General features: G+C 71.0%; 22 protein-coding genes. 10 read left to right on the top strand and 12 right to left on the bottom strand.

All coding sequences use genetic code 11. The features are described 5' to 3' along the window. Positions 1 to 16 precede the first annotated feature (16 nt). Together PKE85_RS05115 and PKE85_RS05110 are read right to left on the bottom strand one after the other, a co-directional pair. A complete protein-coding gene (locus PKE85_RS05115) occupies positions 17 to 844 on the bottom strand; it encodes a lysophospholipid acyltransferase family protein (RefSeq protein ID WP_271203694.1) in 828 nt (275 codons plus the stop codon). A 113-nt stretch (positions 845 to 957) separates the two neighbouring features. Continuing rightward, the gene (locus tag PKE85_RS05110; protein WP_271203693.1) at positions 958 to 1,503 is read right to left on the bottom strand and encodes a hypothetical protein; all 546 of its coding nucleotides are present in this window, start codon (positions 1,501 to 1,503) and stop codon (positions 958 to 960) included. 225 nt (positions 1,504 to 1,728) lie between these two features. Here PKE85_RS05110 and ispH point away from each other — a divergent pair, with 225 nt between their 5' ends. The 3 genes from ispH to rnhA all read left to right on the top strand — a co-directional run bounded on the left by ispH (position 1,729) and on the right by rnhA (position 4,274). Further along, complete coding sequence (ispH, locus tag PKE85_RS05105) at positions 1,729 to 2,691, top strand: 4-hydroxy-3-methylbut-2-enyl diphosphate reductase (protein ID WP_271203692.1); 963 nt, start codon at positions 1,729 to 1,731, stop codon at positions 2,689 to 2,691. 72 nt (positions 2,692 to 2,763) lie between these two features. Then, positions 2,764 to 3,735 carry a homoserine kinase gene (locus PKE85_RS05100; RefSeq protein ID WP_271203691.1) on the top strand — a complete coding sequence of 324 codons (972 nt, stop codon included), beginning with the start codon at positions 2,764 to 2,766 and terminating at the stop codon, positions 3,733 to 3,735. Positions 3,736 to 3,803: 68 nt separating this feature from the next. After that, positions 3,804 to 4,274, top strand: coding sequence for a ribonuclease HI (gene rnhA / locus PKE85_RS05095; RefSeq protein ID WP_271204078.1), 471 nt, complete (start codon positions 3,804 to 3,806; stop codon positions 4,272 to 4,274). A 101-nt stretch (positions 4,275 to 4,375) separates the two neighbouring features. On the opposite strand, the gene sseA is transcribed toward rnhA, so the two are convergent. Together sseA and PKE85_RS05085 are read right to left on the bottom strand one after the other, a co-directional pair. After that, positions 4,376 to 5,224 (bottom strand): 3-mercaptopyruvate sulfurtransferase, encoded by an 849-nt coding sequence (sseA, locus tag PKE85_RS05090; protein WP_271203690.1) that lies wholly within the window; start codon positions 5,222 to 5,224, stop codon positions 4,376 to 4,378. Beyond that, on the bottom strand, positions 5,221 to 6,258 hold the full coding sequence (locus PKE85_RS05085; RefSeq protein ID WP_271203689.1) for a cysteine synthase A: 1,038 nt from the start codon (positions 6,256 to 6,258) through the stop codon (positions 5,221 to 5,223). Before PKE85_RS05085 ends, sseA begins: the two co-directional genes overlap by 4 nt. A gap of 186 nt (positions 6,259 to 6,444) precedes the next feature. On the opposite strand from PKE85_RS05085, the gene PKE85_RS05080 reads away from it, so the two are divergent. Continuing rightward, a complete protein-coding gene (locus PKE85_RS05080) occupies positions 6,445 to 7,068 on the top strand; it encodes a cupin domain-containing protein (protein WP_271203688.1) in 624 nt (207 codons plus the stop codon). A 3-nt stretch (positions 7,069 to 7,071) separates the two neighbouring features. On the opposite strand, the gene PKE85_RS05075 is transcribed toward PKE85_RS05080, so the two are convergent. Beyond that, positions 7,072 to 7,824: an HAD-IA family hydrolase gene (locus PKE85_RS05075; protein ID WP_271203687.1), complete on the bottom strand. Its 753-nt coding sequence runs from the start codon at positions 7,822 to 7,824 to the stop codon at positions 7,072 to 7,074. 1 nt (position 7,825) lies between these two features. Continuing rightward, complete coding sequence (rpe, locus tag PKE85_RS05070; protein WP_271203686.1) at positions 7,826 to 8,509, bottom strand: ribulose-phosphate 3-epimerase; 684 nt, start codon at positions 8,507 to 8,509, stop codon at positions 7,826 to 7,828. Positions 8,510 to 8,705: 196 nt separating this feature from the next. Between rpe and PKE85_RS05065 the strand changes: the two genes are divergently transcribed. Then, complete coding sequence (locus PKE85_RS05065) at positions 8,706 to 9,482, top strand: DeoR/GlpR family DNA-binding transcription regulator (RefSeq protein ID WP_271203685.1); 777 nt, start codon at positions 8,706 to 8,708, stop codon at positions 9,480 to 9,482. Between the two features lie 18 nt (positions 9,483 to 9,500). On the opposite strand, the gene queF is transcribed toward PKE85_RS05065, so the two are convergent. After that, positions 9,501 to 9,947, bottom strand: a complete 447-nt coding sequence (queF, locus tag PKE85_RS05060) for a preQ(1) synthase (protein WP_271203684.1) — start codon at positions 9,945 to 9,947, stop codon at positions 9,501 to 9,503. A gap of 133 nt (positions 9,948 to 10,080) precedes the next feature. Here queF and eno point away from each other — a divergent pair, with 133 nt between their 5' ends. Next, on the top strand, positions 10,081 to 11,367 hold the full coding sequence (gene eno, locus PKE85_RS05055; protein WP_271203683.1) for a phosphopyruvate hydratase: 1,287 nt from the start codon (positions 10,081 to 10,083) through the stop codon (positions 11,365 to 11,367). Between the two features lie 7 nt (positions 11,368 to 11,374). Further along, positions 11,375 to 11,962, top strand: coding sequence for a hypothetical protein (locus PKE85_RS05050; protein ID WP_271203682.1), 588 nt, complete (start codon positions 11,375 to 11,377; stop codon positions 11,960 to 11,962). A gap of 7 nt (positions 11,963 to 11,969) precedes the next feature. Here PKE85_RS05050 and PKE85_RS05045 read toward each other — a convergent pair whose 3' ends face one another. Both PKE85_RS05045 and PKE85_RS05040 read right to left on the bottom strand, forming a co-directional pair. Further along, positions 11,970 to 12,506 (bottom strand): hypothetical protein, encoded by a 537-nt coding sequence (locus tag PKE85_RS05045; protein WP_271203681.1) that lies wholly within the window; start codon positions 12,504 to 12,506, stop codon positions 11,970 to 11,972. A gap of 70 nt (positions 12,507 to 12,576) precedes the next feature. Continuing rightward, the gene (locus PKE85_RS05040; RefSeq protein ID WP_271203680.1) at positions 12,577 to 13,296 is read right to left on the bottom strand and encodes a DUF1428 domain-containing protein; all 720 of its coding nucleotides are present in this window, start codon (positions 13,294 to 13,296) and stop codon (positions 12,577 to 12,579) included. Between the two features lie 101 nt (positions 13,297 to 13,397). Here PKE85_RS05040 and PKE85_RS05035 point away from each other — a divergent pair, with 101 nt between their 5' ends. Further along, positions 13,398 to 13,844, top strand: a complete 447-nt coding sequence (locus PKE85_RS05035) for a MarR family winged helix-turn-helix transcriptional regulator (protein ID WP_271203679.1) — start codon at positions 13,398 to 13,400, stop codon at positions 13,842 to 13,844. A gap of 13 nt (positions 13,845 to 13,857) precedes the next feature. Here the strand turns inward: PKE85_RS05035 and PKE85_RS05030 are convergent, their stop codons facing one another. Continuing rightward, a complete protein-coding gene (locus tag PKE85_RS05030; protein ID WP_271203678.1) occupies positions 13,858 to 14,295 on the bottom strand; it encodes a DUF2147 domain-containing protein in 438 nt (145 codons plus the stop codon). A 155-nt stretch (positions 14,296 to 14,450) separates the two neighbouring features. Then, complete coding sequence (locus PKE85_RS05025; RefSeq protein WP_271203677.1) at positions 14,451 to 15,356, bottom strand: cation diffusion facilitator family transporter; 906 nt, start codon at positions 15,354 to 15,356, stop codon at positions 14,451 to 14,453. Between the two features lie 125 nt (positions 15,357 to 15,481). Here PKE85_RS05025 and recO point away from each other — a divergent pair, with 125 nt between their 5' ends. After that, entirely contained in the window at positions 15,482 to 16,207 is a 726-nt protein-coding gene (recO, locus tag PKE85_RS05020; protein ID WP_271203676.1) for a DNA repair protein RecO, read from the top strand. On the opposite strand, the gene PKE85_RS05015 is transcribed toward recO, so the two are convergent. Continuing rightward, positions 16,204 to 17,217 (bottom strand): LLM class flavin-dependent oxidoreductase, encoded by a 1,014-nt coding sequence (locus PKE85_RS05015; protein WP_271203675.1) that lies wholly within the window; start codon positions 17,215 to 17,217, stop codon positions 16,204 to 16,206. The genes recO and PKE85_RS05015 overlap by 4 nt on opposite strands. A 155-nt stretch (positions 17,218 to 17,372) precedes the next feature. On the opposite strand from PKE85_RS05015, the gene parC reads away from it, so the two are divergent. Further along, positions 17,373 to 19,616: a DNA topoisomerase IV subunit A gene (gene parC / locus PKE85_RS05010; RefSeq protein WP_271203674.1), complete on the top strand. Its 2,244-nt coding sequence runs from the start codon at positions 17,373 to 17,375 to the stop codon at positions 19,614 to 19,616. Positions 19,617 to 19,632 lie beyond the last annotated feature (16 nt).

The following is a 19,632-nucleotide window of genomic DNA, read 5'->3' as shown; positions in this document are numbered from 1 at the left end:
GCCTTCGCAGCCGCGGTCAGCGCCAGCGGCGCATGCCCCACATCCACTGCTCGGGCGTCTCGCGGATCCAGCGCTCGAACACCGCCATCATGGCTTCGGTGGCGGCTCGCACGTCCGCGTCGCGGTCGTTCGTGCGGGGCACCTCGATGGGCTCGCAGTCGAGGCGGAACCGCGCGCCCTTGAGGCGCGTCACCCGCCCGGCCATCAGCGGCGCGCCGAGCAGCCGCGCCACCAGCGCCGGAAACGGCGTGGAGCGGGCGGGCCGTCCGAAGAAGGGCACGTCCACGCCGCCGCCGTCGCGCAGGTCGGCCAGGATGACCATGGCTCCGCCGCCCCGCACATGGCTGATCAGCCGGCGGGGGGCGTCGGCGCCTCGCGGCAGCAGGCCGCCGGGGTAGAAGCCGATGCGGATGTGGCGCAGCATGGCGTCCACGATCGGATTGCGCAGGGCCTTGTAGATGCCCGCCGGCCGGAAGCCCGAGCGGCGGACGCCTTCGGCGCCGAACTCCCAGTTGCCGAAATGGGCCGAGACCACGACCAGCCCGCGCCCGTCGCCCTTCAGCGCCGCGAAATCCGCTATGGCGTGGTCCTCGAAGCGGGAGGCGTCCGCCGCCAGCCGATCCAGCAGGAACCCCTCCGCCATCACCCGGCCGAGGTTCTCCCAGGCGCCGAGGGCGATGGCCCTGCGCTCGGCCTCGGTCTTGTCCGGAAAGGCGTGCGTGAGATTCTCGAGCGCGCGGGCGTGGCGGCGGTTGAACGGCGCGAGCGTGCGCCAGACCCAGCCGTAGAACGCGGAGGCGGCGTCCACGCCCAGCAGCCTGCAGCTGCCCGCGACGATCGCCACGCCGATCGCCTCCAGCCGGTTCTGCAGCCGCCACGCGAACCCGCGCCTGCGCTTCAGGCCGCGGCCGGTCTTACGCGCCGGGGCGACGGGGGCTCCGTTGGCCGCTTCCCCGCTCAGAGCGCGCCCTTCGGATCGTAGCCGATCACGATCTTCCAGCCGATGAAGCGGTTGGCCGGGATCGGCACCACCACGCCGTCCTCGATGTGGGGGAAGTCGGCGTGCTGCTGGCCGGCGGGGATGGCGACCGTGATGGGGTGGATCCGCGAGTAGACCGGAGTTCCCTTCTCGTCGAGCACCGCGATGCGCAGCGGCAGGCGCACCGAGCCGGGGGCGCCCTTCGGCCCCACGATGAGCCGGCCGGTGACGCCGATGCGGATGGCGGCCTCCACGCCCAGCAGCGAGCACTCCCGCGCGGTGTCGGCGATGTTGGCCTGATAGCGGATGTCGAACGGGTCGTTGGAGTTCGGCGTCCCGTAGACGCGATAGGACTCGGCGCCCTGAAGAATCTCGATCTGCGGGCAGTTGCGCTTGATCAGGCTCTCGAAGCCCGGCTCCTGCCCTGCAGGAGCCGCCGCCGCGGGGGCCTGCGCCGCGGTTTCCGCCTGATCGCCGCCGATGCTGCTGCATCCGGCGAGAGCCGCCAGAAGGAGAGCGCCCAAGGCCGTCCGCCGCGCGCCGCCGTATCGCATAGGCTCATCCCCGAACTGAACGCCACCCGTGCGCAGGCCGGAAAGCCCCCGCGCCGCCGTTTTATAGCAAGGCGCAGGTTCGGACGAAAGCGCGACCGCGCCTTGACACCCCGCGCGGCCGGGGCCCATCTCCGGGCGGACGGCTGCGCGCCCCGGCGCGGGCTCCGCCTGTTCTGTCCGAGGATGTCCGGCGCCATGAGCGACGCCAAGCCCCCCCTTCGCATCCTGTTGTGCGCGCCGCGCGGCTTCTGCGCCGGCGTGGTGCGCGCCATCGACGTGGTGGAGGCGGCGCTGCAGCGGTTCGGGCCGCCGGTCTACGTGCGGCACGAGATCGTCCACAACCGCTTCGTGGTGGACGAACTGAAGCGCAAGGGCGCCGTGTTCGTGGACGAGCTCGACGAGGTGCCGGACGGCGACGCGCCGGTGGTGTTCTCCGCCCACGGGGTGGCGAAATCCGTTCCGGCGGCGGCGCGGCTGCGCAACCTGTTCGCCATCGACGCCACCTGTCCGCTGGTCACCAAGGTGCATCGCGAGGCGGAGATCCACCACAAGCGCGGCCGCATGGTGCTGCTGATCGGCCATGCGGGCCACCCGGAGGTGGTGGGCACCATGGGCCAGCTTCCCGATGGCGCCGTGCTGTTGGTGGAGACCGAGGCCGACGTGCCGGGGCTTAATCCCCCTGAGGGCGCGGAGCTCGCCTATGTCACACAGACCACGCTGTCGGTGGACGACACCGCGGGCGTGGTGGCGGCGCTCAAAAGCCGCTTCCCCGGCATCCACGGGCCGCACAAGGAGGACATCTGCTACGCCACCACCAACCGGCAGGAGGCGGTGAAGCGGGTGGCGCCCGACTGCGACGCGCTGGTGGTGGTGGGCGCTCCAAACTCGTCCAACTCCCAGCGGCTGCGCGAAGTGGCGGAGCGGGCGGGCTGCCCGGTGTCGCGGCTGGTGCAGCGCGCCGCCGACATCGACTGGGCGGAGTTTTCCGGCCTCGGGACCCTCGGGGTCACCGCCGGCGCCTCCGCGCCGGAGGTGCTGGTGGAGGAGATCATCGACGCCTTCGCCGCCCGCTACGAGGTGCGGGTCGAGACCGTGACCACGGCGGACGAGAGCGTGTTCTTCCCGCTCCCGCGCGAGTTGCGCCCGCCGGCGGCCTGACGGCGTCAGACGTTGCGGCGGCGCACCCGACGCCGTAGGAGAGCGGCTTCCGCCTGTCGATCCGAGTGCCCCATGGCCGTCTACACCGAAGTGCCCGACGAAGACCTCGCCGCGTTTCTCGCCGCCTATGACGTGGGCGAGGCGGTGTCGTTCAAGGGCATCGCCGAGGGGGTCGAGAACTCCAACTACCTGCTCGTCACCACAACGGACCGCTTCATCCTGACGCTGTACGAGAAGCGTGTGGAGCGGGGCGACCTGCCGTTCTTCCTCGGCCTGCTGGAGCATCTGTCGGCGCGGGGGCTCACCTGCCCGCAGCCGGTGAAGGCGCGCGACGGCTCCGTGCTGAAGGAGCTGTGCGGCCGGCCGGCGGCCATGGTCACCTTCCTCGACGGCGTGTGGGTGCGGCGGCCCACGCCGGAGCATTGCGCCGAACTCGGCCATGCGCTGGCGGCGCTGCACGAGGCGGGCCGGGGCTTTCCGCTCAAGCGGCCGAACGCGCTCTCGGTGGACGGCTGGCTGGCGCTCGCCGCCACCGCCCGCGGCCGCAGCGACGCGGTGACGCCGGGCCTCGACGCCCTGATCGCCCAGGAACTGGACCATCTCGCGCCGGCCTTCGCCGGCCTCGACCTGCCGTCGGGCGTCATCCACGCCGATCTGTTCCCCAACAACGTGTTCTTCCTGGGTGACCGGCTGTCGGGCCTGATCGACTTCTACTTCGCCTGCGACGACGCCTACGCCTACGACCTCGCCATCTGCCTGAACGCCTGGTGCTTCGATCCGGACGGCGGCTACGATCCGGCGAAGGGCGCGGCGCTGCTCGCCGCCTATCACGCCGCGCGGCCGCTTTCGGAGGCGGAGATCGCTGCGTTCCCGACGCTCGCCCGCGGCGCGGCCATCCGCTTCCTGCTCACCCGGCTGGTGGACTGGCTCGACACGCCGCCCGGCGCCATGGTGCAGAAGCTCGATCCGTTGGAGTATCTGGCGAAGCTGCGCTTCCACCAGCAGGCGGAGAGCGTGGCGGCTTACGGCTGGACGGCGCCGTGAGCCCGGTGTCCAGGGGTCCGCGGGTGAAGCGGTCGCTGCCCGAGGCGGCGGCGCCGCAGCCACCCGCGGTGACGGACCCGAACGTGGTGGAGATCTTCACCGACGGCGCCTGCTCGGGAAATCCCGGCCCCGGCGGCTGGGGCGCGATCCTGCGCAAGGGCGCGGTCGAGAAGGAGCTGAAAGGCGGCGAGGCTCCCACCACCAACAACCGCATGGAGCTGACCGCCGCGATCGCTGCGCTGGAGGCGCTGACGCGGCCCTGCGCGGTGGTGCTCCACACCGACAGCCAGTACCTGCGCGACGGCGTGACCAAGTGGATCCACGGCTGGAAGCGCAACGGCTGGCGCACCGCCGACAAGAAGCCGGTGAAGAATCAGGACCTGTGGGAGCGGCTGGACGCGCTGCTCAAGGTCCACGCCATCGACTGGCGCTGGGTGAAGAGCCATGCGGGCCACCCGGAGAACGAGCGCGCCGACGAACTGGCGCGCGAGGGCATGAAGCCGTTCCAGCCTAAGCCTCCGCAGACGACGGGCGGGTGAGCGCGCGGCTGGAGCGCCACCTTCATCCCTCCGCCGTCAGAACCGCCTGCGCCTGAAGAAACGCAGTCGCCAGATCAAGCGCGGCGCAGGGAAAGACCCGTTCAGCTTTTCGCCGGACCCGTCGCCACGGGCCTCTGACCCGCGCCCCATTCGGCCCAGGAGCCGTCATAGAGGCCTTCGGCCCTGCCGCCGGCGCCTTCCAGCGCGAGCGCGAGGATCGCGGCGGAGACGCCGGAGCCGCAGGTGGTGACGACGGGGCCGGAGACGTCCACGCCGGCGGCCTCGAACGCCGCGCGCAGCTCCGCCTCGTCCGCCAGCCGGCCGTTCTTCACGATCTGGTCGAACGGCACGTTGCGCGAGCCGGGGATGTGGCCGCTCGCAAGCCCCGGCCGGGGCTCGGGCACCTCGCCCCGGAAGCGGGCGGCGGGGCGGGCGTCCACCACCTGGAACGCGCCGGCCTCGAGGCCCGCCGCGACCTGATCCGCGTCGCGCACGGCGCTTTCGTCGAAGCGGGGCGTGAAGGTCGTGGCGGCGCGGGTGGCGTGGCCGGCGTCGAGCGGACGGCCTTCGGCGCTCCATTTCGGCAGGCCGCCGTCCAGCACATGGACGTTCTTCACGCCGAAGACCTTGAAGGTCCACCAGACGCGGGCGGCGGCGAACAGGCCGGCGCCGTCATAGGCGACCACGGTGGCGCCGTCGCCGATCCCGAGCTTGCCCACGGCCTCCGCGAACACCTCGGGGGAGGGCAGCATGTGCGGCAGGTCGGTGGAGAGGTCCGCGATCCCGTTGATGTCGAAATAGACCGCGCCGGGGATGTGCGCGCTGAGGAACTCCACCGCGCCGTCGCGGTTCGCGCCCGGCAGATACCACGAGCCGTCCACGGGGATGACGTCCGGATCGCCCAGACGCTCGGCGAGCCATGCGGTGGAGACCAGATTGGGATTGGTCACAGCAGCACCCTGTTCAGATCGACCGTTCCCGGCCGTTCGAGCCATGTGGGAACCGGCAGCTCCTTGGAGCGCAGGAACTCCGGGTTGAACAGCTTCGATTGATAGCGCGTGCCGTAGTCGCAGAGAACCGTCACGATGGTGTGGCCCGGCCCGAGCTCCTTCGCCAGCCGGATCGCGCCGGCGACGTTCACGCCGGTGGAGCCGCCGAGGCACAGGCCCTCATGCTCCAGCAGGTCGAACACGATCCGCACCGATTCCTCGTCCGGGATCTGGTAGGCGAAATCGACCGGCGCGTCCTCGAGGTTGGCGGTGATGCGGCCCTGGCCGATGCCCTCTGTGATCGAGGACCCTTCGGCCTTCAGTTCGCCCGTCGTATAGTAGCTGTAGAGCGCGGCGCCGGGCGGATCGGCCAGCGCCACCTTCACGGCCTTCGAGCGCTCCTTCAGCGCCATCGCCGTGCCCGCCAGCGTGCCGCCGGTGCCCACCGCCGAGACGAAGCCGTCGACCTTGCCGCCGAGGTCGTCCCAGATCTCCGGGCCGGTGGAATCGATGTGCGCCTGCCGGTTCGCCACGTTGTCGAACTGGTTGGCCCAGATCGCGCCGTTGGCTTCGGTCTTCGCCAGCTCCTCGGCCAGGCGGCCGGACAGCTTCACATAGTTGTTCGGGTCCTTGTAGGGGACGGCCGGAACCTCCACCAGCTCGGCGCCGGCGAGCCGCAGCATCTGCTTCTTCTCGTCCGACTGGGTGTCGGGAATCACGATCACGGTGCGGTAGCCGAGCGCGTTCGCCACCAGCGCGAGGCCGATGCCGGTGTTGCCGGCGGTGCCTTCCACGATCACTCCGCCGGGCCGCAGCGCGCCGCGTTTCTCGGCGTCGCGGATGATCCACAGCGCGGCGCGGTCCTTGACCGACTGGCCGGGATTCATGAACTCGGCCTTGCCCAGAATCTCGCACCCCGTGGCCTCGGACGCCCGGTTCAGGCGGATGAGGGGCGTGCGGCCGATGGCGTCGACGAGACCGCTGCGAACCTGCATGAAGAAACCCATTCAATAGATGAGGTGAATTGTGCGGTCCGCACGTTAGAGGGCCGGGCGGCGAATGAAAAGCGACCGGCCGTCGCGGCCCTTGTCTCTTTGGACGGGGCTGATCCGCGCCGGGACGGTTTATCGTAGAGCACAGAAAGTTTATGCACGGCGGTCGAAAGGCTTTTCAGAAGGGGCGTGGACGTGGGACAGCGGGTTTCGCCACACACGGACGACACCCAGACGCTGCTGGCGGCTTACGCGGCCGGGGCGCTCTCGCCCCATCTCCATGCGCTGGTCAACGCGCATCTGGCGCTGTCCGAAACCAACCGCGCCGCCGTGCTCGCGCTGGAGCGCACGGCGGGCGCCGACATCGAGGCCATGCCGGCGCCGAAGCCTCTGCGCGCGCCGCGCGACCACATGCTCGCCGCGATCTACGCCGGCGGCTACTACGGCCGCGGCCAGCCGCTTCAGCGTGATCCGGAGTTGCCGGAGGCGCTGTACCGGCTGACGGGGGCCGGATTGGACGCGCTCGACTGGCGTCCTGAATGGCCGGGCTTCCAGACGTGCCGCCTGTCGTTCGACGGCCTGTGCGACGCCCGCTTCCTCAAGGGCGCCCCCTGCGCCATCGTGCCCGAGCACGGCCATGAGGGGCTTGAGGCCATTCTGGTGCTGCGGGGCAGCTACGTGGACGGAGACCGCCGTTACGCAAAGGGCGATCTGGCGCTGTCCCGGAGCGTGGAGCCCCATAGCCCGGTGGCCGAGAAGGATGGTTGCCTGTGTTTCGTGGTGCATGAACGGCCGTCGAAGCGCTGCGGATGAGGCTCAGGCGGCGTCCGCTAGCTCGCGCAGCAGCGCCGGCGACACCAGCCTCGCATCCTGCCCCCGCCCGGACAGCCAGCGCGCGGGGGCGTCCGGCTCGCCGAGCGAATCGAACACCGCATCCGCGGCCGAGACATCCTGCCCCCCGCTGTAGAAGCTCGGCGTGACCAGGGTGGCGAGCCCCGCGGCCTTGGCGGAGGCCAGTCCCTCCTCGGTGTCCTCGATCGCGACCGCCTGCGCGGCGGCGAGCCGCAACTGCCGCAGCGCCAGCAGGAAGATGTCCGGCGCGGGCTTCTTCGCGGCGGCGAGATCGCCCGCCGCGATGACGTCGAACAGGTCCGGTCCGCGGACGCCGAGCGTCGCCTGCAGCAGCGCCTCCACATTGGGCAGGCTTGTGGTGGTGGCGATGGCGAGCCGAAGCCCCGCGCCTCTCGCCTCGTTGATCAGACGCGCGACGCCGGGGCGCAGCGGCACGGCTCCCGCGCGCACCTTGGCGGCGTAGCGGGCGTTCTTGGCGGCGTGGATGTCGTTGAGCCGCGCCAGCGCCTGCGCCGCCATGGGCGGACGGTCGTGCTCGATGAAGTGGCGCAGCCGCTCCTTGCCGCCCATGACGCGCAGCAGGCGGCGATAGGTGGCCTGATCCCAGAACCAGGGCAGGCCGAAGGCGGCGAAGGTTTCGTTGAGCGACTGGCGGTGGGTCTCCTCCGTCTCGGCGAGGGTGCCGTCAACGTCGAAGATCACCGCCTCGAGCGGCATGTCAGGCGATCCGGCCCAGCGCCGCGTCGGCGGCCGCCCGGATGGCGGCGATGTTGCCGGCGTAGGCCTGCGTTCCGCCCTTGAACACCGCGGAGCCCGCCACCAGCACGTCCGCGCCGGCGGTGACGCAGGCGCCGGCGGTCTCCGGCGTCACGCCGCCGTCGATCTCGATGCGGATCGGACGGTCGGCCACCATCGCTTTCAGCCGGCGGATCTTCTCCACCATGGCCGGGATGAACGCCTGGCCTCCGAAGCCCGGATTGACCGTCATCACCACGATGAGGTCGATCTTGTCGAGCACGTACTCCACCGCGCTCTCCGGCGTGCCGGGATTGATGGCGATCCCGGCCTGTTTGCCGAGGCCGCGGATCACCTGCAGCGAGCGGTCCACATGGGGGCCGGCTTCCGCGTGCACCGAGATGACGTCGCAGCCGGCCTTGGCGAAGGCTTCGAGATAGGGGTCCGCCGGCGCGATCATGAGATGGCAGTCGAACACGGCGTCGGTCCAGGGCCGCAGCCGCTTGATGACGTCGGGGCCGAAGGTGATGTTCGGCACGAAATGGCCGTCCATCACGTCGAGATGGACCCAGTCCGCCCCGGCCGCCACCACGTCCCGCGTCTCTTCGCCCAGGCGCGAGAAGTCGGAGGCGAGGATGGACGGGGCGATCAGAAGCGGCGAGGACATTGGACCCACACGAATTGCTGCGCTGCGGCATTGCTCTAGCGCGCCCGCGCCCGCGCGTACAGGGCGCCTGATGTGAAATACATTTCCCGATCTTCGCCAACAGGGCCTTAAAGCCGGCGACCTCGCGTCGCCGCCGCCGATGGGCTAGCGTCCGCGTGGATTTGTGTGGAGTTCAGGCGAGGATTCGGGAGCGGCGATGTCCCTGAAGCGTCAGACCGACATTCTTCAGGCGGTGCGCGCCCGAGGCAGTCTCAGCATCACCGAGCTGGCGGCGCGGCTCGACGTGTCGACGGAGACCATCCGCCGCAACATCCAGCCCATGCTCGAGTCCGGCGCGCTGCTCCGGTTCCACGGCGGGGTGATGGCGCCGGAGGCGGTGGAGGAGCCGCCGTTCCAGCGCCGCATGGCCGTGAACAACGAGTCCAAATGGGCGGTCGCCGCGCTGGCCCGCGACCGCATCCGGGACGGCGACAGCCTCATCCTCGACAACGGCACCACCTCCGCCTATGTGGCGGAGGCGCTGGGGAACCACTCCCGCCTCACGGTCGTCACCCATTCGGCGCCCATCGCCCACCGGCTGGCGGCGCGCAACGGCAACCGCGTGTTCATGGCGGGCGGCGAACTCGGCGGCGAGGACGCGGCGGCGTTTGGACCGGCGGTGCTGGACTTCATCCGCCAGTTCCACGTGCGCTACGCGCTGATCTCGGTCGGCGGCATCACCCGCGGCGGCGAGCTTGGCGACTTTCACCTGTTCGAGGCCGAGTTCGCCCGCGCCGCCATGGCGCAGGCGGAGGAGGCGTGGGTGATCGCGGACCGAAGCAAGTTCGGCCGCGAGGCGCCGGTGAAGGTGTGCGGCCTGTCCGAGGTGGACCTGCTGCTGTCCGACGGCGCGCCGCCGCCGGAGTTCGCGGCCCGCTGCGAGGAGGCCGGCGTGCGCGTCGTCACGCCGGACGCAGCCGCCGCGCCCGCCTGAGGTCGGGCCGGAAAGGCGTCAACCCCGGCCGCGATAGGGCGCCACGCCCTGGTCGGGCGCCCAGACGCCCTTGGGCAATTCTCCGATCTGGAAGAACACGTCGATCGGGATGCCGCCGCGCGGGTACCAGTAGCCGCCGATCCGGAGCCAGCGGGGCTTCAGCGTGTCCGCCAGCCGCTTGCCGATCGCCACCGTGCAGTCCTCGTGGAACGCGCCGTGGTTGCGGAACGCGCCCAGATAGAGCTTCAGCGACTTGGACTCCACCAGCCAGAGATCGGGAACGTAGTCGATCACGAGATGGGCGAAGTCCGGCTGGCCGGTCACCGGGCAGAGCGAGGTGAACTCCGGCGCGGTGAAGCGGGCGACGTAGTTCACGTCCGGATGGGGGTTCGGCACCCGGTCCAGCTCCGCCTCGTCCGGCGAGGCGGGCAGGCCGACGGCGCGGCCGAGCTGCAGGTCGGTCATCAGGCGAGGTCTCCTCGGAAATCCGGCTCTGGCATAATGCGGCGCGCGGCGATGCGCGACCTTTTCGAGAAGCTGCGCTTGGGCTAGACGTGCCGCGACCTTTCCTGAACGCGAGACCGGAGCCGCCGTCCCCATGACCGCCATCGTCGACATTCTCGCCCGCGAGATCCTGGACAGCCGCGGCAATCCGACCGTCGAGGTCGACGTGGTGCTGGAGGACGGCTCGTCCGGCCGCGCCGCTGTGCCCTCCGGCGCCTCCACCGGCGCCCATGAGGCGATGGAGCTGCGCGACGGCGACAAGAGCCGCTATCTCGGCAAGGGCGTCACCAAGGCGGTGGACGCGGTGAACGGCGAGATCTTCGACGCCATCGGCGGTTTCGACGCCGAGGAGCAGGTGAAGATCGACGAGACGCTGATCGCGCTCGACGGCACGCCGAACAAGTCCCGCCTCGGCGCCAACGCCATCCTGGGCGTGTCGCTGGCGGTGGCCAAGGCCGCGGCGGAAGCCGCCGACCTGCCGCTCTACCGTTACGTCGGCGGCGCCTCCGCCCGCGTGCTGCCCGTGCCGATGATGAACATCGTCAACGGCGGCGCCCATGCGGACAACCCCATCGACTTCCAGGAGTTCATGATCATGCCGGTCGGCGCGCCGACCTTCTCGGAGGCCCTGCGCACCGGCGCGGAGATCTTCCACACGCTGAAGAAGGCGCTGAAGGACGCCGGCCACAACACCAACGTGGGCGACGAAGGCGGCTTCGCGCCGAACCTGCCGTCCGCCGAGGCCGCGCTCGACTTCGTCATGAAGGCGATCGAGAAGGCCGGCTTCAAGCCGGGCGAGGACGTCCACATCGCGCTCGACTGCGCCTCGACCGAGTTCTTCAAGGACGGCGAATACGTCTACGAAGGCGAGGATAAGAAGCGCTCGCCGGAGAAGCAGGCCAAGTACCTCGCCAAGCTGGTCGGCAACTACCCGATCGTCTCGATCGAGGACGGCATGGCCGAGGACGACTGGGACGGCTGGAAGGAGCTGACCGACCTCGTGGGCGACAAGTGCCAGCTCGTGGGCGACGACCTGTTCGTCACCAATGTGGATCGCCTGTCCAAGGGCATCCGCAAGGGCACGGCCAACTCGATCCTGGTGAAGGTGAACCAGATCGGCTCGCTGACCGAGACGCTGGCCGCCGTCGACATGGCCCACCGCGCCGGCTACACGGCGGTGATGTCGCACCGTTCGGGCGAGACCGAGGACTCCACCATCGCGGACCTCGCGGTGGCCACCAACTGCGGGCAGATCAAGACCGGCTCGCTCGCCCGCTCCGACCGGCTCGCCAAGTACAACCAGCTCCTGCGCATCGAGCAGCAGCTCGGCGAGGTGGCGAAATACGCCGGCCGCGACGCCCTGAAGGCGCTGCGCGGCTGAGCTTGGGATGCTGATCCGGCGCGCGGATCTCGAGCGCATCGCCTCCGGCGAGGTGACGCTCGCGTTCCGGCGCTGGATCTGGCCGACCGTGAAGGCCGGCACGCGCCTGAAGACCGCATCGGGCGTCGTGGAGATCGTCTCGGTCGCCGTCGTCGAAGATGGCGACCTCAACGACGCCGAGGCCACGGCGGCCGGCTTCGCCTCCCGCGAGGCGCTGTTTCAAGACCTGCGCCAAGGCGAAGGCCGTGCGCTCCACCGCATCGCGCTGCGCTTCGCCGGGGCCGATCCGCGCGACGCGCTGCGGCTTGACGACGCGCTTGGCGCGGCTGAGGTCGCGGACATCGCCGGCGCGCTCGCGAGACTCGACCGGGCCGCACGGGGCGGAGCCTGGACGGGCGCGACGCTGGACATCATCCGGCGGCGGCCCGCGACGCGGGCGGCCGCTCTGGCCGCCGAACTCGGCCGTCCCACGGCGGATTTCAAACGCGACGTGCGCAAGCTCAAGAACCTCGGCCTCACCGAGAGCCTCGACATGGGTTACCGGCTCTCTCTCCGCGGCGAGGCGGCGATCCGGCGCCTCGCCCACGAGGCGTGAGACTCCGTCAGCGCCGGGCCTTGGCGTCGTCGTTCAGGGTCGTCAGGATGAAGGGAATGGGAAGCATCGTTTCGACGTTCTTCCGCACCGTGGCGGCGTCCTTTCCGGTGGAGACCAGCGTGAAACGGGTCTGTCCGTTGGAGACCAGCGCAAGCGCGGTCGGTTCCTCTCCGCCATCCGCGCGGCTGATGACCCAGACCGCGATCTGGGCGCGGATGGGCGCGACCTCCTTGGCGTAGACCGTCACGATCCTGAACGCGCGATAGGCGCCGCCGCTCGCCTGCAGCACCGCCGCGCCGCGCTGCTCCACATTGGCGCGGAACGCCGTCAGCGAGTCCTGCGCCCCGTCCGGCTGCCGCTTTGCGCTGACGAGCGAGCCGGGAACGCAGGCCTTCGCCTCGCATCGGAAGTAGATCGTTCCCGTCGCCGCGTTCACGGATGGAGTCCAGCCGTCGGGGGCCACGATCCGCTGCTGCGCGGCGGCGGGCGGCGGGAGCGTGCAGGCGAGGGCGAGCGCGAGGCCGGCGAGAGACTGGCGGAGCATGGCGAATCCGTTCGAGCGGAAGGCGACGCCGCCAGTCTGGTCTACGCCGCAGGCGCGCGGAAGCGGCCGCTCACGCGTCCACCAGCGTGGCGAAGCCGCCGTGGATCAGGCGCTTGCCGTCGAAGGGCAGGGCGCCGGCCTCCGGACCCATGCGCGGATCGGCCATGGCCTTGGCCCAGCCGGCGTCGCGCGCGGCTTTCGACGGCCATTCGATGAAGGAGTAGGTGATCGCCTCGCCGTCCTCGGCCTTCACCGCGCGCCGGTAGTCGGTGACCTCGCCGTCGGGCACGTCGTCGCCCCAGGCGTCGACCACACGGAGCGCGCCGTGCTCGATCAGCATCGCCGACTGGCTTTGGCGCAGCGCGTGATAGGCGTCCCTGTTGGCGGCGGGCACGGCGGCGACCATGCCGTCCACGTATCCCGTTCCATCCGCGCGGCCCTCGTCCACCAGCGGCGCGAAGCCCGCGAAGATCATGCGCTTGCCGTCGAACGGCATCTCGCCGCCCATCTCCGCCATGCGCGGATCGCTCATGATCTTCTTCTGCGCCGCGTCCCGGACCTCCCGCGAGGGGTATTCGATCCAGGAGAACACCACCACTTCGTCCTCCGTGGCCTTCACCGCGCGGCGGAAGTCGGTGAGCTTGCCGTCCGGCACGTCGTCGCCCCAGGCCTCCACCAGCCGGGTGGCGCCGAACTCCCGGAACAGCGGCGCGCAGCGGGCGGCGAGCGCCCGGTAGGGCTCCTTGCTGGCGACGGGGACGGCGACGATGAAGCCTTCGAGATAGGACATTGCGGTTCTCCTCGATCTGTTCGCGTTTCCAGAGGCTTGCGTGGGTTTGACGACCCCACTTCGTGCTTGACGAATTAAGTTGATATCAACATAATTAGCCCATGTCAAAAGCCGACGCCGTTCCGTTCGAAACCACGCTGTTCGTGAAGGACCATTGCCTGTGTCTGGCGACGCAGCGGGCGGCGCGGGCGCTCGCGCGGCGGTTCGACGAGGCGCTGAAGCCGGCGGGGCTCACCAGCGGCCAGTTCTCGCTGCTGCACGCCCTGAACCGGGAGGCGCCGCCCTCGATCGGGGCCGTGGCGAGCCTGCTCGCCATGGACCGCACCACGCTGACCGCCAACCTGAAGCCGCTGGAGCGCAGAGGGCTGCTGACGACGGCGGTCGATCCCGCCGACCGGCGCGGCCGGCGGCTTTCGCTCACCGACGCCGGCCGCGCGGCGCTCGCCGCCGCCATGCCGATCTGGCGCGCGACCCACGCGGAGATCGACGCGCGGCTTCAGGCGTTCGACGGCGAGGCCATGCGAAGCGCGCTCGGCGCGCTGGCGTGACGGAGGGAGGCGCTCAGCCGCGCTTCCAGACCTGCGTCTTGCAGACCAGGCCGCCCAGCGCGCAACCCTGCACCTTGAGCGCGCCGCCCTGTTCGGTGACATAGGCCTTATAGGTGCGGCCGTCTTCCGGGTTGTAGATCCGCCCGAGCCACTGGTCGCCGCTCGGCTTCATGCCGGTGAGGATCGAGAGGCCGATGATCGGCCGGTTCTGCTTGGCCTTGTCCGGGTTGTTGCGGTCGACCTTGGGCTGGCCGTCGGCGTCGTTGGGCTCGTTGAGCGCGATCACCGTGGCGCAGAGGCCGCCGCCGCAGTCGCTGATCTTCACCCGCGCCTTCGGGGTGGTCCATTGGCCGGCGGGATCGGCGCTGGCGGGGCCTGCGCCAAGGATCAGCAGCGCGGCGAGAGCGGCGAGGCCGGTCCGTCCGGCGCCCATCGACAGTGTGGTGGTCATGGCGTTTCGCTCCCGAATGCCGCCGTCCTCCGGTCGTGGGCGCCGGCGGTGGGCGGGGCGTCCCGAGGGACGCGCCTCGGATCATGCGCCGTCGCGGGAAACGCCGGAAGCCGTTCTTCGGGTGTATATGCGCACCTGCTGAAAACCGCCGCGCCTCAGTCCGCCCACTTGGGGTCGGCGGTGAAGGCGATGGTGAGCCAGCGGTCGCGGCCTTCGCCGCCGATCGCGGCGCCGATCTCGGCGCGGATCGCGTCCAGCTCCGCGAACGATCCCACCGCCCGGTCGGGCGCCGCGATCAGGTAGATCTCGATCACCCGCGAGCGGCCGACCTTGGCCACATAGGTGCGGCAGCCGAGGAAGCCGTGCCGTCCGGCCGCCGCCTCCGCCGCCTCCCGGACGTCGCGGTGCAGGTCCTCCGGGGCCACCAGCAGGATCTCCTTCACCGCGGCGATCACGGTGGAGGCGGGCGCGGGCATGAGGCCGGCGGTGAGGATCGCGAGCAGGGCGGGGTCGGCGTAGCGGGTCCAGTCCTCATAGCCCGCGCGCGACAGCAGGAAGGCGAGCCCGAAGGCCAGAAGCAGCGCCAGCGAGATCAGGCAGCTCATCAGCCAGCTCTTGACGTCGAGCGCGATCAGCGCCGAGCCGATGCTCCGGTTGGCGCGCCGCACGTAGGTCAGCATGCCGAAGCAGATCGCCGTGACCACGCAGGCGTAGATCAGCGCCCAGTCGAAGGCGAGCTCGTGCCCGCCGGAGAACAGCGCCGTGACGGAGCTGACGAAGGCGTAGAAGCAGATGACGGTGAGCAGGCCCCCGTTCACCGCCAGCACCAGCGGCTCCAGATGCCAGAACCCCATCTGGAACCGCTGGCTCGCCTCGCGGGCGATCAGCCGCGACACCAGCAGCGACAGCCCGGTCATGGCCGCGTCCAGCGCGCCGAACACGCCGTCGAACAGGATGGACAGCGAGCCGGACAGCATGCCGAACGCGACGCCGATCGCGCCGATCAGCACCGTCGCCGCGATGGAGACCTTCAGCACATGCTGTTCGCGGGCGGCGGTCATGGCGGAACTCCTTCAGCGGGAAAAACGGCGCCTCCTTCATACTGCGCCGCAGCATCAGGTTCGAGCGCCCGGCGCCGTGCTTTCCGAATCGTGACGCGGATCGTTCGCGGCGCCATGGTGCGGCCATGCAGTGGACCGACGACGGGCTGATCCTGGGGGGGCGCCGCCACGGCGAGACCTCCGTGGTGCTGGAGCTGTTCACCCGCGGCCATGGCCGGCACCTCGGGCTGGTGCGGGGCGGGCGCTCCCACCGGCTGCGGCCGGCGCTGCAGCCGGGGAACACCGTCGGCGTCACCTGGCGCGCCCGGCTGGAGGACCATCTCGGCGCCTTCGCGGTGGAGCCCGTCGCCGCGCGCGCGGGGCGGCTGATGGAGGCGGCGGCCTCGCTCCATGGCGTGCTGCATCTGGCGGGGCTGCTGCGCCTGCTGGCGGAGCGCGAGCCGCATGAAACCCTCTACGACGTGGCGACGGTGGTGGCCGACCGCCTGCACGACCCTCAGGCGGCGCCGGCGCTGCTGGCGCGGCTGGAGCTTGCGACCCTGTCCGAACTCGGCTTCGGGCTCGACCTCACGGCCTGCGCCGCCACCGGCGCGCGCGACGACCTCGCTTACGTGTCGCCGAAATCGGGCCGGGCGGTGGGCCGCGAGGCGGGCGCGCCTTACGCGGCGCGCCTGTTCCCGCTGCCGCCGTTCCTGCACCTTTCCGGCGCCAACGCCGCGCCGACCCGGGACGACGTGGCCGCGGCCTTCGCCATCACCGGGCATTTTCTCAACGCATGGGTGTGGGAGCCGCGCGGCCTCAAGCCCCCCGACGCCCGCGCGGCCTACCTTGCGGCGCTGGCGAAAGCCTAGCCGCAGGCTCTCAGCCGGGGCCTGGCCGCGAGGCCGCCCGCGTCCGCCAGGATGTCGTAGGAGCGCAGCCGCGCCTCCCGGTCCCAGATGGCGGCGGCGACGATGAACTCGTCGGCCCCGGTGCGCTCGCTCAGCCGCTCCAGCCCCTCGCGCACCGTCTTCGGCCCGCCCACGATGGAGCAGGACAGCATGTGCGACACCTGCGCCTTCTCGCGCTCGCTCCAGAAGCCGTCGATGTCGTCCAGCGGCGGCGGCAGCAGGCCGCGGGTTCCCCGGAACAGCCGGGTGAAGCTCTGCTGGGCGCTGGTGAACAGCCTCCGCGCCTCCGCGTCCGTGTCCGCCGCGATCACGTTGACGCCGACGGCCGCATAGGGACGGTCGAGCTGGGCGGAAGGCTGGAACCGCTCGCGATAGGCGCGCAGCGCCGGATCGAGGGAATCCGGCGCGAAGTGGGAGGCGAAGGCGTAAGGCAGGCCGAGCGCCGCGGCGAGCTGGGCGCCGAACAGGCTGGAGCCGAGGATCCAGAGCGGCACGTTGGTTCCCGTGCCCGGAACCGCCTGCACCCGGCGGCCCTCGTCCAGCGGGCCGAGCAGCGTCTGCAGCTCCAGCACGTCCTGCGGAAAGGCGTCGGCGGAGGTCATGTCCCGGCGCAGCGCGCGCAGCGTCTGCTGGTCGGTGCCGGGCGCGCGGCCGAGGCCGAGGTCGATGCGGCCGGGGAACAGCGTCGCGAGGGTCCCGAACTGCTCGGCGATCACGAGCGGCGCGTGGTTCGGCAGCATCACGCCTCCGGCACCGACCCGGATGGTGGAGGTGCCGGCCGCCACATGGCCGATGACCACGGCGGTGGCGGCGGAGGCGATGCCGACCATGTTGTGGTGCTCGGCGAGCCAGAAGCGGGTGTACCCCAGCGCCTCGACCCGGCGCGCCAGCTCCAGCGAGCGGTCGAGGGCGTCTGCGGCGTCCCCGCCTTCGGGAATGAAGGCGAGGTCGAGAACGGACAGAGCGGTCATCGAAGAGACCTCGGAAGTCGTTACGGTGTCGCCTGTCCAAGTCGTGCGTCCCACGCGCCCGGACAAGGCCCCGAACGCGGGGCGGCCATGCGCCTCAGCCACAGGCCCCAAGAGGTTCTTGCGCCGAATCGCCCGCGCGGAGTACGTCGGAAGCCATGAGCGACATCGCCCCTCCGCCGCAGGACGGCGTCCTGCCCGTCGAACTCCGGTCGGCGCTGGAGGAGCGCTATCTCGCCTACGCGCTCTCCACCATCACCCAGCGGGCGCTGCCCGACGTGCGCGACGGGCTGAAGCCGGTGCATCGCCGGGTGCTGTGGGCCATGCGCGAGCTGAAGCTCGACCCCGGCGCGGCGTTCAAGAAATGCGCCCGCGTGGTGGGCGACACCATCGGCAAGTACCACCCCCACGGCGACCAGTCGGTCTATGACGCGCTGGTGCGGCTGGCGCAGGATTTCGCCCAGCGCTGGCCCCTGGTGGAGGGGCAGGGCAACTTCGGCAACATCGACGGCGATAACGCCGCGGCCATGCGCTACACCGAGGCGCGGCTGACCGAGGTGGCGCGCCTGCTGCTGGACGGGCTGGACGAGGACGCGGTGGACTACCGCGCCACCTACGACGGCACGGAGAAGGAGCCGATCGTCCTGCCGGGCGCCTTCCCCAACCTGCTGGCGAACGGCAGCCAGGGCATCGCGGTGGGCATGGCCACCTCCATCCCGCCGCACAACGTGGCGGAGCTGGTGGCGGCGGCGAAGGCGCTGCTGGCCGACCCGGCGGCGGACACCGACGCGCTGCTCGCCCATGTGCAGGGACCCGACTTCCCCACCGGCGGCGTGGTGGTGGACAGCCCCTCGGTGATCGCGGAGGCCTACCGCACCGGCCGCGGCGGTTTCCGCACCCGCGCCCGCTGGGCGGTGGAGGATCAGGGCCGGGGAACCTGGATCGCGGTCGTCACCGAAATTCCCTACCTCGTGCCCAAAAGCCGGCTGGTGGAGCGCATCGCCGAGCTGATCAACGAGCGCAAGCTGCCGCTGGTGGCGGACGTGCGCGACGAGTCCACCGAGGACGTGCGCCTCGTGATCGAGCCGCGGGCCCGCACGGTGGACCCCGTGGTGATGATGGAGCAACTGTTCAAGCTGACCGAGCTTGAAAGCCGCATCCCGCTCAACATGAACGTGCTGGTGCGCGGCCAGACGCCCATGGTGCTCGGCCTCAAGGACGCGCTGCGCCAGTGGCTCGACCACCGGCGCGAGGTGATCCAGCGCCGCTCCCAGCATCGGCTGGACGCCATCGTGCGGCGGCTGGAGATCCTCGACGGCCTGCTGATCGCCTTCCTCAACGTGGACGAGGTGATCCGCATCGTCCGGCAGGCGGACGATCCCAAGGCCGACCTGATCGCCGCCTTCGCCCTGACCGAGACCCAGGCCGACGCCATTCTCAACATGCGGCTGCGCTCGCTCGCCAAGCTCGAGGAGATCGAGATCCGGCGCGAGCACGACAAGCTGACGAAGGAGGGCGAAGAGCTGCGCGCGCTGCTCGGCTCCGAGGCCCGCCAGTGGAAGCGCGTGGGCAGGGAGCTGGACGGGCTCGCCAAGACCTTCGGGCCGGACACTCCGCTGGGCAAGCGCCGCACCAGCTTCGAGCGCCCGCCGGACGGCGCCGCGGAGGCCATGGCCGAGGCGCTGGTGGAGCGCGAGCCGGTCACCGTGGTGGTGTCCGAAAAGGGCTGGATCCGCGCGCTCAAGGGCCACATCGCCGACGTCTCCGGCCTGACCTTCAAGGCGGACGACGCGCTGAAGCTGTCGTTCCACGCCGAGACCACCTCCAAGCTGATCGTGGCCGCCAGCACCGGCAAGACCTTCACGCTCGACGCCGCGAAGCTGCCCGGCGGGCGAGGGGCGGGCGAGCCGATCCGCCTGATGGTCGACATGGACGAGGGCGCCGAGATCGTGGACGTGTTCGCCCATGTTCCGGGCGCGCGGCGGCTGGTGGTGTCCAGCGACGCGCGGGGCTTCGTGGTCGCGGAGGAGCAGCTTCTCGCCACCACCCGCAAGGGCCGTCAGGTGGCCAACGTGGAGCCCGGCGTCACGCTGCTGCGGCTTGCGCCGGCGCAGGGCGACACGGTGGCGATCGTGGGCGAGAACCGCAAGCTGCTGCTGTTCCCGCTGGCGCAGGTGGCGGAGATGGCGCGCGGCCGCGGCGTGCGGCTGCAGCGCTACAAGGACGGCGGCGTGTCGGACGTGAAGGTGTTCACGCTGGCGGAGGGGTTCAGCTTCGTCACCAACAGCGGCGCCACCTGGTCGCTGAAGAGCGAGGACCTGCGCGACTGGCTCGGCAACCGCGCCGAATCCGGCCGCCTTCCGCCGCGGGGCTTCTCGGCGAAGAACAGGTTCGGCGGGTAGCCGGGGCGCCTGTTAA

Origin of the sequence: Methylopila jiangsuensis, from assembly GCF_027922305.1 — a bacterium.
In the GTDB taxonomy this organism is placed as follows: domain Bacteria; phylum Pseudomonadota; class Alphaproteobacteria; order Rhizobiales; family Methylopilaceae; genus Methylopila; species Methylopila jiangsuensis.
The sequence above is the reverse complement of the archived record's forward strand: the minus strand, read 5'-3'. Positions and strand labels throughout refer to the sequence as shown.